This is a genomic window from Streptomyces sp. NPDC091387 (assembly GCF_044756945.1).
GTDB lineage: Bacteria > Actinomycetota > Actinomycetes > Streptomycetales > Streptomycetaceae > Streptomyces.
In genome coordinates, this window is the sequence record NZ_JBIVTZ010000005.1 from 449365 (window position 1) to 465116 (window position 15752).

General features: G+C 71.5%; 13 protein-coding genes. 5 read left to right on the forward strand and 8 right to left on the reverse strand.

Features of this window, described 5'->3' with window-relative positions; all coding sequences use genetic code 11:
* Positions 1-70: 70 nt before the first annotated feature.
* The 3 genes from ACIQM0_RS13685 to ACIQM0_RS13695 all read right to left on the reverse strand — a co-directional run bounded on the left by ACIQM0_RS13685 (position 71) and on the right by ACIQM0_RS13695 (position 4744).
* Positions 71-2134, reverse strand: a complete 2064-nt coding sequence (locus ACIQM0_RS13685) for a tetratricopeptide repeat protein (RefSeq protein WP_401286103.1) — start codon at positions 2132-2134, stop codon at positions 71-73.
* 221 nt (positions 2135-2355) lie between these two features.
* On the reverse strand, positions 2356-2982 hold the full coding sequence (locus tag ACIQM0_RS13690) for an NUDIX domain-containing protein (protein ID WP_401286104.1): 627 nt from the start codon (positions 2980-2982) through the stop codon (positions 2356-2358).
* Positions 2983-3070: 88 nt separating this feature from the next.
* Positions 3071-4744: a CTP synthase gene (locus tag ACIQM0_RS13695; RefSeq protein WP_363025462.1), complete on the reverse strand. Its 1674-nt coding sequence runs from the start codon at positions 4742-4744 to the stop codon at positions 3071-3073.
* A 408-nt stretch (positions 4745-5152) separates the two neighbouring features.
* On the opposite strand from ACIQM0_RS13695, the gene ACIQM0_RS13700 reads away from it, so the two are divergent.
* From ACIQM0_RS13700 to ACIQM0_RS13715, 4 genes are all read left to right on the forward strand, one after another.
* A complete protein-coding gene (locus tag ACIQM0_RS13700) occupies positions 5153-6955 on the forward strand; it encodes a glycoside hydrolase family 15 protein (RefSeq protein WP_401286146.1) in 1803 nt (600 codons plus the stop codon).
* A gap of 274 nt (positions 6956-7229) precedes the next feature.
* Positions 7230-7607 (forward strand): TnsA-like heteromeric transposase endonuclease subunit, encoded by a 378-nt coding sequence (locus ACIQM0_RS13705; RefSeq protein ID WP_401286105.1) that lies wholly within the window; start codon positions 7230-7232, stop codon positions 7605-7607.
* On the forward strand, positions 7604-7900 hold the full coding sequence (locus tag ACIQM0_RS13710) for a hypothetical protein (protein ID WP_401286106.1): 297 nt from the start codon (positions 7604-7606) through the stop codon (positions 7898-7900). Before ACIQM0_RS13705 ends, ACIQM0_RS13710 begins: the two co-directional genes overlap by 4 nt.
* Positions 7897-8313 (forward strand): hypothetical protein, encoded by a 417-nt coding sequence (locus ACIQM0_RS13715; protein ID WP_401286107.1) that lies wholly within the window; start codon positions 7897-7899, stop codon positions 8311-8313. Before ACIQM0_RS13710 ends, ACIQM0_RS13715 begins: the two co-directional genes overlap by 4 nt.
* Before the next feature lie 11 nt (positions 8314-8324).
* Here ACIQM0_RS13715 and ACIQM0_RS13720 read toward each other — a convergent pair whose 3' ends face one another.
* The 4 genes from ACIQM0_RS13720 to ACIQM0_RS13735 form a co-directional block, all read right to left on the reverse strand.
* Entirely contained in the window at positions 8325-9239 is a 915-nt protein-coding gene (locus ACIQM0_RS13720) for an NADP-dependent oxidoreductase (protein ID WP_362889585.1), read from the reverse strand.
* A complete protein-coding gene (locus ACIQM0_RS13725; RefSeq protein ID WP_024494953.1) occupies positions 9236-9697 on the reverse strand; it encodes a cupin domain-containing protein in 462 nt (153 codons plus the stop codon). The genes ACIQM0_RS13720 and ACIQM0_RS13725 overlap by 4 nt, the downstream gene beginning before the upstream one ends.
* Positions 9698-9711: 14 nt before the next feature.
* Positions 9712-10665 carry a helix-turn-helix domain-containing protein gene (locus ACIQM0_RS13730; RefSeq protein ID WP_401286108.1) on the reverse strand — a complete coding sequence of 318 codons (954 nt, stop codon included), beginning with the start codon at positions 10663-10665 and terminating at the stop codon, positions 9712-9714.
* A 1235-nt stretch (positions 10666-11900) separates the two neighbouring features.
* Positions 11901-12743 (reverse strand): sulfurtransferase, encoded by an 843-nt coding sequence (locus ACIQM0_RS13735; RefSeq protein WP_401286109.1) that lies wholly within the window; start codon positions 12741-12743, stop codon positions 11901-11903.
* A gap of 215 nt (positions 12744-12958) precedes the next feature.
* Here ACIQM0_RS13735 and ACIQM0_RS13740 point away from each other — a divergent pair, with 215 nt between their 5' ends.
* Positions 12959-14584, forward strand: a complete 1626-nt coding sequence (locus ACIQM0_RS13740; RefSeq protein WP_401286110.1) for a PucR family transcriptional regulator — start codon at positions 12959-12961, stop codon at positions 14582-14584.
* Between the two features lie 18 nt (positions 14585-14602).
* Here the strand turns inward: ACIQM0_RS13740 and ACIQM0_RS13745 are convergent, their stop codons facing one another.
* The gene (locus ACIQM0_RS13745; protein ID WP_401286111.1) at positions 14603-15700 is read right to left on the reverse strand and encodes a glycosyltransferase family 4 protein; all 1098 of its coding nucleotides are present in this window, start codon (positions 15698-15700) and stop codon (positions 14603-14605) included.
* Positions 15701-15752: the final 52 nt, after the last annotated feature.

Genomic DNA, 15752 nt, shown 5'->3' on the forward strand with positions numbered 1-15752 from the left:
GAGACACCGCGAACACCCGCGGCAGAGCCAGTCTAATGAAGGGCTTCCCGCTGTCTAGCCTTACAAAGCATTAATTTTCCGTCGACCCACTACGGATTTCGTAGGCTGCGCTCTCCTCTCCCAGCAATCTGTCGGCCGTACTCCGGTGCAGCCCCGCGGCGGCGGGGTCACCGAGCCGGTCCAGCGTGTCGGCCAGCCGCAGCTCAAGGGCGGCCTGCAGCCGTACGTCCTTGGCCTGGCGCGCCCACTCCACGGCCTGCCGGCAGGTATGCAGCGACTCCTGGGGACGGCCCGCGTACTCCTGGACCCGGGCGACCTCGCTGAGCGCCCGCGCCTGGGCGGGCAGATCGCCGAGCCTGCGGTAGCCGGCCGCCGCGGCCCGCCAGTTCCGCAGCGCCTCGCCGTACCGCCCGGAGTAGGTGTGGACGGTGCCCAGCCGCCCGTACAGCCGTGCCTCGTCGGCCTTCTCGCCCTGGGTGAGCCGCTGGGCGAGCGCCCGGCCGTACCAGTCGGAGGCCCGGTGGAAGTCCCCGAGCTCCGCGTAGGCGCCGCCCACGGATTCCATCGCGCGTCCGGTGGCGTACGGGTCCTTCGCGGCCCGTCCGGCATCGAGCGCGGCCCGGTAGCGGGCCAGCGCCTCCCGGGTCCGGCCGGTCCCGGCGTCCAGGTCGGCGAGGTTGAGCAGGGCCGCCGCCCGTTCGCGCGGCAGCTCGCGCCGTTCGGCGACCGCGAGCACCAGACCGTGCAGTCCGTACAGCTCGGGTGCGGCCGCCTCCGTGCCTTCGTGCACCGCCAGCGCCCGCACCAGCGCGGCCACCAACCGCCGTGCCAGCGTGTCGAGTTCACCGTCCTGTACGGCGATCCGGGCGGAGGCGAGCAGTGCGGGGCGACGGATCCGCAGCCATGCGGCGGCGGCCTCGGGGCCGGGGAAGCGCAGCGAGCGCGGCAGCCCGGCGAGTCTGCGCCGGGCCGGGGAGCCCTCGGGTTCGGTGACCGCCCGGCAGGACTGGAGCCGGCGCACCGTCCGCTCCAGCATCCTCGCCTGCGCGAGCTGGATCTCGGCCGGCCGGTCCCGGTCCTCCAGGAGCGCCCGCAGCAGCGGGGCCAGGCAGCCGGGCACCTCGTACTGGGGCTGACCCGCCCCGTCGCCGCGCAGCACGCCGAGCCGCACGAAGTCGTCGAGCGTGGTCTGCGCGGCCGAGACGGAGCAGCCGGCCAGGGCGGACGCGGTGTGGGCGTCGGCGAGTCCGGCGGGGGCCAGGGAGAGCAGCCGCAGTATCCGGGCGGCGGTCGGCGGCAGTGAGTCGTGGATCAGCCGGAAGGCGCGGGCCAGCGGGCGGGCGCCGGTGGGCTGCTCGGTGTCGTCCGGCAGTTCCCGCAGTTGCTTGGTGATGTCGGCCACCGAGGCGGTCGGGTGCGCGGCCAGCCAGCCCCCGACCATGACGAGTGCGGCGGGCTGTCCCCCGCACTCCTCGGCCAGGGTCTCGGCGGTCCGCGGATCGACGGTGATGCGGACCTGTCCGATGGTGCGGGCGAGCAGCTGGACCGCCGGGCCCGCCTCCAGTCCGCCGATGGTGCAGGGCCGGACGCCGGGGATTCCGGTCAGCGGGCCCTGCGCGGTGGCGACGACCAGGCAGTCCGGGTTGTCCGGGAGCAGCGGGTCGACCTGTTCGGCGTCCGGTGCGTCGTCGATCAGCAGCAGGGCCCGGCGGACGGCGAGGGCCTCGCGGACCATCTCGGACAGTTCGTCCTCGTCCGCGCCGGGCGGTCCCACCACGTCCAGCTGGCCCAGCAGGTCCCGGGCGGCGCGTTCGGTGGGGACCGGGGCGCCGCCCGGTTCGGTGAGGCGGACGCGGAGCAGGCCGTCGGGGTAGTCGCCGGTGGCGAGCAGCCGCCGGGTGAGTTCACCGGCCAGCGCGGTGCGGCCGGAACCGGGGCGTCCGGCGATCAGCAGGACCCGGGCCCGGCCGCTCTTGCGCCCGGCCATGGTGTCCAGTCCGGCCCGTTCGATATCGGCCCGGAGTTCCTTCAACTCGCGCTCGCGCCCGAAGAATTGAGAGGGTTCGGCGGCTTCCGGCTCCTCGGTCCCCGGCGCCTCGGCCGGGCCGCTGGTGTCCACCGCCTGATCCGTCACGGGCCACGCTCCACTTCGCTGCACGCGTCGCCCGCCGGGACTCCGGTCAGGGCATTCCGAGCGTAGTTCAGGCGAGTGGGCGAATCCGGTGGAGCGCGGCGGACAGGTCCCCCGATCGGATCAGCATCTTTTCCGATCGGGGGTGATCCGGGAGGGTCCGGGGAGCGGCAGCGCGGCGGCTGCCCCGGATTCCGGACGGCCCGTCAGACCTCAGACCTCGGTCAGGCCTCGAACGGCCGGGCGGGCCAGGGGGCCTCCGCGGGCCGCAGCGACTCGACCCCGTCGCCCGCGAGCACAGCGGCGAGCGACAGCACGCCCACCACCAGGCAGTTGTTGTGCAGCTCCCCGGCGAGCACACCCCGTACGAGGTCCTGGAGCGGCACCCGGGCCAGCTCCATGTCGGCCTCCTCCTCGGAGACCTCGAAACGCTCGCCGTCCGCCTCGGAGATGTTCCGGGCGAGGAAGATCCGTACGGCTTCGTCGCAGCCGCCCGGCGTGGTGTAGACGTCGGTCAGCACCCGCCAGTCCTCGGCCTTGACGTACGCCTCCTCGTAGAGCTCGCGCTGCGCGGCGTGCAGCGGGTTCTCACCCGGGATGTCGAGCAGTCCGGCCGGGATCTCCCACAGCTTGTGGCGCACCGGGTGGCGGTACTGGCGCAGCACCAGGACGCGGTCCTCCGCGTCGAGCGCGAGCACGGCGACCGAGCCCGGGTGGACCTGGTAGTCGCGGCGCACGACCGTGCCGTCCGGCATGGCGACGTCATCGGTGCGGACGCTGGTCTTGTTGCCCCGGAAGGGAGTCTCGGTCGCGGTGACCGGCCACTCCTCGGGCGTGTCCTGGAAACGCATCTACGTCCTCCCACAAAAAACAGTGACCGGGATACCCGTCCTCGAAGGACGCGTACCCCGGTCAACCGTAACGCCTGCGGGGGCGCCGTTACTTGCCCGGCGTTCCTTCGGCCCCGGCACCCGTCTTGCGCGCGACGGCCGCCTTCACCAGGCCGGCGAACAGCGGGTGCGGGCGGGTCGGGCGGGAGCGCAGTTCCGGGTGCGCCTGGGTGGCGACCAGGTAGGGGTGGACCTCGCGCGGGTACTCGACGTACTCGACGAGCTTGTTGTCCGGGGAGGTGCCGGAGAAGACCAGACCGGCCTTCTTCTCCAGCTCGGCGCGGTAGGTGTTGTTGACCTCGTAGCGGTGGCGGTGGCGCTCCTCCACGTACGGCTGGCCGTCGTACGCCTCACGGACCAGCGAGCCCTCCGCGAGCTTCGCCGGGTAGAGGCCGAGCCGCATGGTGCCGCCCAGGTCGCCCGCGCCCTCGACGTACGCGAGCTGCTCCTCCATCGTCGAGATGACGGGGTGGGCGGTGGCTGCGTCGAACTCGGTGGAGTTGGCGTCGGGGATCTCGGCGAGGTTGCGCGCCGCCTCGATCACGATGCACTGGAGACCGAGGCAGAGGCCGAGCAGCGGCACCTTGTTCTCACGGGCGTACTGGATGGCGCCGACCTTGCCGATCACACCGCGCTCGCCGAAGCCGCCCGGGATGCAGATGGCGTCGACGTCACCGAGCTGCTTCTTGGCGCCCGCCGGGGTCTTGCAGTCGTCGGAGGCGACCCACTTGACCTTGACGCGGGCCTTGTTCGCGAAGCCGCCGGCCCGGATGGCCTCGGTGACCGAGAGATAGGCGTCGGGCAGGTCGATGTACTTGCCGACCAGCGCGACGGTGACCTCGTGGTCGGGGTTGTGGACGCGGTCCAGCAGATCGCCCCAGGTGGTCCAGTCGACGTCCCGGAACGGCAGGTCGAGCTTGCGCACGACATAGGCGTCCAGGCCCTCGGAGTGCAGCACCTTGGGGATGTCGTAGATCGACTTGGCGTCCGGACAGGCCACCACTGCGGCCTCGTCTACGTCGCACATCAGCGAGATCTTGCGCTTGATCGCGGTCGGCACCTCGCGGTCGGCGCGCAGCACGATCGCGTCCGGCTGAATACCGATGTTGCGCAGCGCCGCCACCGAGTGCTGGGTCGGCTTGGTCTTGAGCTCACCGGACGGGCCGATGTAGGGCAGCAGCGAGATGTGCACGACGAAGACGTTGTCCCGGCCCACCTCGTGGCGGACCTGACGGACGGTCTCCAGGAACGGCAGCGACTCGATGTCGCCGACCGTGCCGCCGACCTCGGTGATGACGACGTCGACGTCGTCGGTCGCCATGCGGCGGATGCGGTGCTTGATCTCGTTGGTGATGTGCGGGATGACCTGCACGGTGTCGCCCAGGTACTCGCCGCGCCGCTCCTTGGCGATGACCTGCGAGTACACCTGGCCGGTGGTGACGTTGGCGGAACCGTCGAGGTCCACGTCGAGGAAGCGCTCGTAGTGGCCGATGTCCAGGTCGGTCTCGGCGCCGTCGTTGGTGACGAACACCTCGCCGTGCTGGAAGGGGTTCATCGTGCCCGGGTCGACGTTCAGGTAGGGGTCGAGCTTCTGCATGGTGACCCGAAGGCCGCGCGCCTTGAGCAGGGCGCCGAGGCTGGAGGCAGTCAGACCCTTGCCGAGGGAAGAGGCGACACCCCCGGTGACGAAGATGTGCTTGGTCGTCGTGGATGTGGGCTGCATAGCCAAAGGGGGCTCCCGTGGTCGCGATCGTGAGGTGCGTTCCGGCGTTGCCGTCCGGAGATTTCCGGAGGCGCCGTCGCTGCGGTTCGGGGGCCTCGTCTGCTGTCGCCAGACGACCACCGGTCCACGGGCTACCAGGGTATCAGCGACGAGGGGAGCCTGCTTCCGGCCACACCCGGCACAGTCGCCACACACGATCACCGCATGTCTTTCACGCCACACCCGTTCGGCTCATCTCTCTTCCCAAGACCGTCGCGCGGATCACCCAGGTGCGTCGTATCCTGCTCGCACACTCGCCCAGGGCGAGGTATGAGCTTGCACATTCCCCCACTTCAACCCCTAGCAACGACCTCTTGACCCGCAGTAAGCGCCCTACGGGGCGACATGGCCGTTCGACTGGAGATGCACGTGGCCGGGCGCATCGAGGATTACGCACTCATCGGAGACATGCAGACCGCAGCCCTGGTCTGCCGGGACGGTACAGCTGACTGGCTGTGCCTGCCCCGCTTCGATTCACACGCCGTGTTCGCGGGACTTCTGGGTACCGAGGAACATGGCTTCTGGCGCCTGGGCCCGGCCCGCGCCGAGGGCGCGGAACCGCCCTCCGCGGACCGCCGCCGGTACCGCGGTGACTCACTGATCCTTGAATCGGAGTGGGACACACCGCGGGGCACGGTCAGGGTGACCGATTTCATGCCGCCGCGTGACGGCGCACCGCAGCTGATCCGGATCGTGGAGGGAGTCAGCGGCCGGGTGCCGATGCGCTCGGAGCTACGGATGCGGTTCAGCTACGGGCGGGTCACACCGTGGGTGCACAAGGTGGACGGCCGTACGGTCGCCGTCGCGGGCCCCGACTCGGTCTGGCTGGACACCACGGCCGAGACCTTCGGCGAGAACCTGACGACGTACTCGGACTTCACCGTCGCCCCCGGCGACCGGGTCGCGTTCACCATCAGCTGGCAGCCCTCGCACCGCGAACCGCCCGCGCTCCCGGACCCGGAGGGTTCACTGGAGGCGACCGCGGACTTCTGGCGCGAGTGGGTCGCCCAGTGCACGTACCACGGGCCCTACCGCGAGGCGGTGGTCCGCTCGCTGATCACCCTGAAGGCCCTGACGTACGCGCCGACCGGGGGCATCGTCGCCGCGCCCACCACCTCCCTGCCCGAGGACATCGGCGGCTCCCGCAACTGGGACTACCGCTACACCTGGCTGCGCGACGCCGCGATCACGCTCTCCTCGCTGCTGCGCACCGGCTACCGCGAGGAGGCCCGTGCCTGGCGCGAGTGGCTGCTGCGGGCGGTCGCGGGCGACCCCGAGAACCTGCAGATCATGTACGGGATCGCGGGCGAGCGGGAGCTGGGCGAGGCCGAGCTGGACTGGCTGCCGGGTTACGAGAGCTCCGGCCCGGTCCGGGTCGGCAACGGCGCCGCGGGCCAGCTCCAGCTGGATGTGTACGGCGAGGTCACCGAGGCCCTGCACCTCGCGCACATGACGGGGCTGACCCGTAACGACTACGCCACCGGCCTCCAGCTCAAGCTGATCGAGTACCTGGAGAAGCACTGGGAGGAACCGGACGAGGGCATCTGGGAGGTGCGCGGGCCGCGCCGGCACTTCGTGCACTCCAAGGTGATGGCCTGGGTGGCGGTCGACCGGACGATCAAGCTGATCGAGGCCGGGGACGCGGAAGGCCCGCTGGAGAAGTGGCGCGACCTGCGCGACGACATCCACCGCGACGTCTGCGAACGCGGGTACGACCAGGAGCGCAACACCTTCACCCAGTCCTACGGGTCGAGGGAGCTGGACGCCTCCCTGCTGCTGATCCCCCAGATGGGCTTCCTGCCGCCCGACGACAAGCGGGTCATCGGCACGATCGAGGCGATCCAGCGGGAGCTGTCCACCGAGGACGGCTTCGTGCTCCGCTACCCCACCACCGGCGAGAACGCCGGTGTGGACGGGCTGGAGGGCGACGAGGGCGCGTTCCTGGCGTGCTCGTTCTGGCTGGCGGACGACCTGGCGATGATCGGCCGGGTCGACGAGGCCCGCCAGCTCTTCGAACGGCTGCTGTCCCTGCGCAACGACCTGGGCCTGCTGGCCGAGGAGTGGGACTCGCGGCTCCAGCGCCAGGTGGGGAACTTCCCGCAGGCGTTCAGCCATGTGCCGCTGATCGACACGGCACTGCGGCTGACGGCGAGCGGGGCGTACGTGGGGTGACGGCTGTGGGTTCCCAGATCTCGTGTCCCTTTCCCACCGGCCGTGTCCACTGCGTGGCCAGTAGGACGCGGGCATGGGATTCATGCCTCGTGAGCCAGTAGTTCCCCACTTTTTGTACAGGACTGCCCCGGGCGGCGTCTGCGGGCGTGGCCGGGGCAGGACCCCAGCGTTCGGCTGCTGGCGAGGCTGCCTGGAGAAACGCGGGGTTGGTGGTCCGATGGGTACAGCGGTGGCCGCGCCGGTACGGCTGAGTGTCCGGCGTGGTGACGAGTCCGTGGTGGAGGACCTGGAGTGGCCATCGGTGCCGCTCGGGCTGCTGCGGCAGGCCCGGCCGTGGCGGACGTTCCGCTGGTTCAAGGGGCAGCAGCACTATTCGGGCACGTATTGGTCGGCGACCGTGGGCGATCATGTGATCTACGAGTCGCGGCTGGAGCTGGGGCGGCTGTTGTTCGCCGGCTTCGCTCCCGAGGTGCGGCAAATCGTCGCCCAGCCGTTCCTGCTCAAGGCCGGCGTTGATGGCAAGGTCCGCAAGCGCATCCCGGACTGTCTGCTGCTGACGGATGACGGTCCGGTGGTCGTGGACGTCAACCGCGGCACCGACTTGAGAAGCCGGAAGTCGCTTTCACCTTCGCCTGGACGCAGGAAGCCGTGACTTCGCGCGGGTGGCAGTACGAGGTGTGGAGCGAGCCGGATCCGCACGTGCTGGAAAACGTCCGGTTCCTGGCCGGCTACCGCCGCGCCTGGCTGTTCGACCCTGACTTGGTGGCCGCGCTGCGGGCGGTGGACCTGGACGGGATGTCGCTGGGCGACGCCTTCCGGCTGCGGCCGGAGTGTCCCCGGCCGCTGGTGAAGTCGGCGGTGCTGTACCTGCTGTGGTCCGGGCATGTGACGACCACGCTGGACCGGCCGTTGAGCACAGGCCACGTGTTGCGGAGGGCAGCATGAGCGGGGCGGGGACGAAGCTGGGGGTCGGGACGCACTTCCGGCTGGACGGCGAGACGGTCGAGGTCGTGGAGTTCGCCAGCCTGGCCACGGGCATGGAGGTCGTCCTCAAGGACGGGCGCGACCGGCTGGCCAGGATGTCACTGCGCGAGCTGCCGACTTGCGATCGCGCCGAGCTGATCCACGACAGGTCAGGCCCGTCTGCCGCCGATGACGAGGACCTCGCGGCCCGCACGGCCCTGATCACGAGAGTTGGAAGACTGCGTCGCGAGATCGGACACCCACTTCTCACTCGTACAACCACGGCATCACCGATGAAACCGACCCAGATCGGTGAAGCCGTAGTCGCTGCGATCCACGCCACGGGGCCACGGGGCCACGGATGGCTGCCTGCCGACCTACAGGACACGCCCTAGCTCGGCCCGGCTCAGCTTCCGGCCATGGCGATGACCAGTTTGCCGCCCTTCGGGCGCTGCTCGCGCTCCAGCTCCGTCAGGGCGGGAATCGCCTCGGCCAACGGGACCGTACGGGCGATGGGCAGGCGCAGGGTCCGGGCCACCTCCTCCAGGTCGGCGGTCACCGGTCGGCCCATCATCGCCCGGAACGGGCCGGGCAGTGCGCTTCTGATCATTTTGGCCGGGGTTGGGACGATGTCGACGATGGTTCCGCCGGGCTTCAGCAGCGTTCGGGCCGCGGCGAAGGTAAGCATGCCGGGCGTGTCGAGGACGAGATCGAACCGTTCCGCGAGGGCGGCCGGGTCGAAGCCGAAACCCACGACCGGCTCGACGCCGAGCTCGTGGGCCTCGTCGGCCGCAGGGTTGCGGCAACTGCCGGCGACCGAGGCTCCCCGCGCCCGGGCGAACTGGACGGCGGCCCGGCCCACCCCGCCCAGGCACCCGTTGACGAAGACCGCCTGCCCGGGACGGACCTCCGCCGTGGCCTGGTAGGCGGTCACGCCCACGGTCGGCAGCGCGGCGGCCTGCTCGTACGAAAGGTCCACCGGTTTGAGCACGACCGCCTTCTCCGGGACCGTCACCATCTCGGCGAACGCCCCCGCCTGCCGGAAACGAGCCCCGCCGAGTACCGCGTCGCCGGCCTTCAAGCGGGTGACGCCGGCGCCGACCGCCTCGACGACTCCGGCGAAGTCGTGCCCCATCGCCCGGGGAAAGGAGCGACCGGTCATCAACTTCATCTCGCCGTTGCGCATCTTCCAGTCCAGCGCGTTGGAAGCCGCCGCTCGGACGCGGACGAGAACCTCGTCCGGACCCGGGCGTGGTGGCTCGAACTCAGCGAGCCGCATCACCTCCGGGCCGCCGTAGCGGTCGTATTGAAGGCGCTTCACGAGGCGTATTCGTTCGAGATCTCGGTGGCGTAGTTCTTCCAGAGCGGTTGCATGGTCTCGGCGTTGACCGGCTGCCCGGAATCGATCATGGCCTTGAAGTCGCGGAAGTACTGCACATACAGGTCCGGCGTGAAGGTGTTCAGCATGACCGCGTTCTCGTCGCCGACGTTGGCGAACGTGTGCGGCGCCCCGGTCGGCACGATGACCCAGGTGCCCGGCCCGGCGTCGTATTGGTCCTCGCCGACGGTGAACCGGAAAGTTCCCGCCAGCACGTAGAAGCCCTCGTCATGCTGGGCGTGACGATGCTGCAACGGGCTCGGGGTGCCCGGCGGAATGGTGACCTCGGCGAACCCCAGCCGGTGGTCGGTGTGCTCGCCGTTCTCCAGGATGCGGATCTGCTGCGCCCCGCTGCCGAGGATCTCGCCCTCACCGGGGCGGACGATGTTTACCTTCGCCACGACTTCTCCTCTTGCTATTGCCTGCCTTGGTCACCACCATCCTTGTCCGGGCCGGCTGTGCGCGTCTTGGTCGTCTGTGCACGGTTGCTGGTTACCAGTGCACGGGCGTTGTAGCCGTACGTCGCCTTGAAGAGCTTGCTGAAATGGGTGGGATCGGAGAATCCCCACCGGGCGGCCACGGCGGTGACCGTACGTCCGCTTCCGGTCAGCTCGGCCCGGCAGCGCTCCAGGCGGCGACAGCGGATCAGGGCCGCGACGGTGAGCGGCTGGTCCTCGAACAGCTTGTGCAGCCGGCGTACGGATATGTTGTGGGTGGCGGCGATGCCGGGCGGGGACAGATCGGGATCGGCCAGCCGGGTCTCGATGTAGCCGGCGATCCGGCTCCGCAGCCACTCGTCCGGGGCCGGTTGTTCGTCGCCGAGCCGGGCCTCCAGTGCGACCGCGATCAGCTCGACGACGGCCGCCGCCGACCGCAGCGCCTCCGCCTCGCGGAACTCGGTCGCCGACCACGCCGACTCCCGGGCCAGCACGGAGACGAGCGCGCCCGGGCCGTGGCTGCCGTCGATGCGTACGCCGATGAGCCGGTCGATCTGCGCGGGCCGGATCCGAAGCTCCCGGCGCGGAACCAGGATGGTGACGTGCGCCGCGGCGGTGCTCTCGAACCGGAGCGTACGCGTGGGATCGAGCAGTACCAGGTCGGTCGGCCCAAGTTCGGCGTCGCCGCGCCCTTGCTCGATCCGCGTCCGGCCCCGGATCATCACCTTGACCGCCAGGTTCTCGCCGTCGGTGGCGTCGCGCTCCCGCCCGATGCAGGCGCTCTCGGGCGTGTTGAGGGAGACCAGCCGCAGCGGCCCGAGGTCACGGGTGGCGATCCCGCCCCGGAAGCCGGCCCCGGCCAGCTTGTTGACCAGCGGCGGAAACCCGCTGGCGGCCAGCTCGTCCTGGAACGACTCAAGGTTGCCGATCACCGGTCAATGATAACGGCGACACTTCTGCTCAGGCACGATGTTCGGCGGGGGGTTACAGCGGCGCCGGCCCGCATCTGCTCTACCAGGCTCTGGTGCACGCGGTGGACGGATCAGTCGCGCCGGCGACCGACGGCCGAACGGTGAGCGCAGCACCGATATCGGAATCGGTGGCAACCGCCGCGATGGACTTCGAGATGCGTTCACGCTCGTTGGCGGTCAACTGGAGTCCGCTGGTGGACGCGGCTGTGACGGCCGGCCTGCCGACACCCATAACCGCCGGCCGGGTACCGGGTTGCGAAGCCCCGTCATCTTGAGCGCCGGCCGGTAACGTCTGGTGAGCACCACCGCAGTCACCGCCGCAAAGAACGCGGCAGCGAGGATCGCGCGTGGTTTTCGTGATCGCATGAATGAGTGTCTCTTTTGCCGGTCAGCCTAGCGTTATGCGCGCACGACGCTGGGAAGCCGGGAATGGGAACGGCACCGATGCTCGGACAGATCGGACCTGCCGATCTGCGGTCGGCGGCATCGTTTCGACGTTCGAGGCCGGTCACTCGGTGTAACCCCGCGCGGTCTGGCGAGGTGGGTGAAATCGGGACTCTGTTCAAACGGCGTGGATGTCGATCAGCGGAGCCGGTCGATTGTTGAGCTCGCGGGATCGCGCTCACCAGCCCGGAACGCAGCTACTACCGCTCAGAAATCATCATCGCCGCCATCGTGTTATGGCTGCGTGCCGACCTACAGGACACGCCCTGGTCCATACCAACCGTCGCCTCAATGGGGCCTGGACCCAGCGCTACGAACACGGCGTTCCCGTCAGTGACCTTGAACCCGTCGAGGTCGATGGCACGACCGGGACGCCGGCCCATTTCAAGCCGGACGAGTCGCTGGGTTCGGTGCCCCTGCCGGAGGATGCCGATCTTTCGCGCCTGGCCACAGCCTGGCCTCATCTAGAGGTTCAGGTCAATGACAAGCGGCTGCGGCGTCACGGGCCGGGGTCCGCCGACTGGAGCCGCCATCAGTGAGCGGCCGTTGGCTCTTCCGTTCGCTGAGGAAAATGACACGAAAGCGGGACTGTGTCACTGGCACGACCGCGGAATCCGGCCTGAAAGTGCAGGTCACTGCAGCTCCAGAGGACACGGCTCGCCGGAACCTACAACGGCGTCGCCGCGGTGTGCCGGAGGGCGCACCGCGGCGGGTCCGGGGTGCCGGAGGGGCGCACACCCTGCCAGGCGCTCTCACGGCCCCGTCACGACGGGGCGCAGCTCGGAGGGCAGCCCCCACTCGCTCCAGGAGCCGTCGTACACCGCCGTCTCGCGGTATCCGGCCAGCTCCGCCCCCAGCGCCAGGACGCAGGCGGTGACGCCGGAACCACAGCTGAAGTACAGGCGCTTCCGGTCGCCCGCCAGTGCGGCGAACGCGGCGCGCAGTTCGGCCGCGGGGCGCATCCGGCCCTCGCGCTGGATCTCGCCGAACGGCAGACCGACCGCCCCCGGCATATGGCCGCCGCGCAGCCCCGCACGCGGTTCGGGTGCCGTACCGAGAAACCGGTCCCTGGACCTGGCGTCGAACACGGCGGCCGCCGGGTCGGCCAGCGCCTGCGCCACCTCGTCGGCGCCGGCCACCAGCCCCGCACGCGGCGCGGCCGTGAAGTCACCGCGCTCCGCGGCGGCCGCGGGCGCACCGCTCTCCAGCGGCAGCCCCGCACCCGCCCAGCCGGGCAGACCGCCGTCGAGCACGGCCACCCGGTCGAAGCCCATCGCCCGGAGCATCCACCAGGCGCGGGGGCTGGAGTAGACGCCCGCCCCGTCGTAGACGACGACGGTGTCACCGGTGCGCAGGCCCAGGGAGCGCAGCTCCTCGGTGAACCGGGCGGGCTCCGGCATCGCGTGGGGCAGCGGGACCGCGTGGTCGCTGAGGGCGCCGTCGATGTCGAAGGGCCGCGCGCCCGGAATCCGCTGCCGGGCGCCCCGGTGCGCGCCGACCGAGGCGTCGAACACCAGCAGGCCTGGCTCGCCCAGCCGCTCGGCGAGCCAGTCGGCGCCGACCAGCGGGCCCGGAAGCCGTACGTTCTCGTGCATGGTTCCCCCACTCCCCCGGACGGGCCGGAGCGCCCGCACCCCACAGAATTTTCAAGATCGCAGCGGCCCGGGCCGCTGTCAACAGCGGTCAGTCAGGTCAGCGCGGCGGCCGGGGACCGCGCCGCCCCGGCGCCGCCGACGGCGCCCCGGGCCGGTACCTTCCTGATCAGGGCGTCCGCCCGATACGACCCGACCGAAGCGCGAGGCCAGAGTCAGTGGAGACCCAAGGCGGCATCACCGTTCAGCGGGCCCTCGAACTGCCGGGGCTGCGCAGCGGACTCCCCGAGGTGGTGTCCGGCGCCGACCGGCTCAGCCGGACGGTGCGCTGGGTGCACGCGGGCGAGGTCCCCAACATCGCCTCGCTGCTCAAGGGCGGCGAGCTGCTCCTCACCACCGGCATGGGGCTCGGCAGCCGCCCCGCAGAGCAGCGCGCGTTCGTCCGCCGGCTCGCCGACCGCGGCATCGCCGCCCTGGTCGTGGAGCTCGGTCCGCGTTTCAGCAGGCTGCCCTCCTCGATAGTGGACGCCGCGCGGGCCGCCGGGCTGCCGCTGGTCCAGCTGCACCGCGAGGTGCCGTTCGTGACGGTGACCGAGGAGGTCCACACCGAGATCGTCAACGGTCACTACGCGCTCCTCCAGCAGGCCGAGGAGGTCCACCGGCGCTGCACCCAGGCGCTGCTCGGCGGTGGCGGGGTGCCCCAGGTGCTGGGCATCCTGGCGGACTTCACGGCCAATCCGGTGTTCCTTGAGACGGCCGACGGCCAGCTGCTGTACGCGGCGGGCCCCGAGTCCGGGCCGGTCTCCGCCGATCCGCTCCAGGTCTGGGACGGGATGCGCGGCGGCCGGGCGGCCCGGGAGTCGCCGCCCGTCGGCGCGGTGCTGGCGGATGTGCCGGGCGGCGGTCCGGGGACCGGTTCGGTACGGGCCAGGCTGGTCCTGCTGGCCGTGGACGGCCCGCTGGTGACGGTGCACCGGATGGCGGCGGAGCGCGCGGCGGGCCTGCTCGCCGTGGTGCTGATGCAGGCCCGCCAGGAGGAGGAGCTCGCCGCGCGCGGGCGCGGTGACTTCCTGACGGATCTGGCGGAGGGGCGGATCGCCCCCGAGGACGCGCCGGCCCAGGCCCGGGTGCTGGGCTTCAAACCGGGCGGGATGCCGCTGCTGCCCGTGGTGATGCGGCTGGCCCCCGAGCTGTCCCCGTCCGGCAACTGGGCGCTGCTGGCCCGTGCGGTCCTGGAGGAGCTGTCCGCTGTGGGGGTACCGGTGCTGCTCGGGGTGCGGCCGGTGGAGGGCCGGGTGCCGCTGCTGCTGGCGCTGCGGACCGACACGGAGCGCACGGCGGTGGCCGACCGGGTCGCCGCGGCACTGCGGGCCGGGGTGGAGCGGGCCGGTCTGGAACGGGCGGGATCCCATCCCCCGGTCGTCGTGGTCGGGGTGGCGGGCAGCTGGGCGACGGCCGGTGCGGGGCTCCGGCACGCGGCGGAGACGGCCACGGCGGCACAGGGGCTCAGCGACCGGCCCTGGTACGACGCCCGGCGCCTCGATATCGACCTGCTGCTCTGGCGGCTGCGGGACCACCCGGATCTGGCGGCGTTCGTCGAACGGGCGATCGGCCCGCTGCGCGACCACGACCGCACCTCGCGTCCGCCGCTGCTGCCGACGCTGGAGACCTACCTCGCCCATGCGGGCCGCAAGGCGGAAACGGCGCGCGAGCTGCATCTGAACCGTCAGACGCTGTACAACCGGCTCGCCCGTATCGGTGAACTTCTCGGCACCGATCTGGACGACCCGCAGGCGGTGCTGGCCCTGAGCCTGGCGCTGCGCGCCCGCCGCCACGCGTCGTAGCGGCCGCCCGCACCCGGCTCAGTGGTTCCGGGCCACCGCCAAAGGCTGCGCCAACTCGTCGTACACGCTCAGCACTTGGGCGATCGTGTCGTCTTCGGTCGGCCAGCTCGCCGCCTGCGCGAGACCCGCGGCGGCCAGCCGGTCCCGTTCCGCCGGATCGCCGAGCAGCCGGGCCACGGCTCGGGCGAGCGCCTCCGCGTTCCCGTACGGCACGAGTTCCGCGGCGTCACCCACGAGTTCGGGCACCCCGCCGACCGCGGTGGCGACCAGCGGCACACCGATCCGCAGCGCGTCCTGGGCCACCAGCGAGCGGGCCTCCCAGCGGCTGGGCAGCACGACCAGATCGGCGGCGGCCAGCAGTTCGGTGGCGTCGGTTCGGCCGCCGATCAGCGCGACGGGCAGGTCCTCGGCCTTGATCCGACGCTGCAGAGCCGCCCGTTCGCGCCCCTCCCCCGCGATGACCAGCAGGGGCACGGTGTCGAGCCGTCGCCAGGCGCGCGCCGCGTCGAGCAGCGCGCCGAACCCGTGCTGCGGCACCAGGCTGCCGACCGCCATGATCAACGGCCGCTCCACCGCGCCGAGTTCGGCCCGCGTCTTGCCGTCGGGCAGCACGGCGGGGATCCGGGGTGGAGGCGTGGCGACGGGCGCGAGCCGGGCGTCGCGCGCCCCACGGCGCCGGGCCCGGTCGACCAGGTCCGACGAGGCGCCGAGCACAACGGCCGCCGCGCGGGCGGCCCTTCGCTCCAGCAGGTGCAGCAGCCGGCGGCGGGCGCCCTCGGCGTGGGACCGGGTGTGCCAGGTGACGACCAGCGGGACGCGGCGTCCGCCGAGCGCCAGAGCGGCCCGTACGGCGGCGTGCGGTCCGTGCGCGTGGACCACGTCGGCACCGGCGCAGGCAGCGCGCAGCGCGGCGACGGCGGCGGGATCGGTGCGCCTCGGTACGGGCGCGAAGTGCGCCCCCGTCGCGGAGAAATCGTAGGTGCGGTCCAGTCCGGCGGGCGCGCAGACCGTGACCTGCACACCTCTCGCGACCAGTCCGGCGGCCAGCGAGCCGACATGGGCGCTGCTTCCCGGACTGCCTCCGCCCAGCACTTGGACCGTACGCAGCTGTGACACGTTGAATGGCTCCCGGGGCTGCCGAGTCGGCGGTGTGTACACGGCCAAGGAT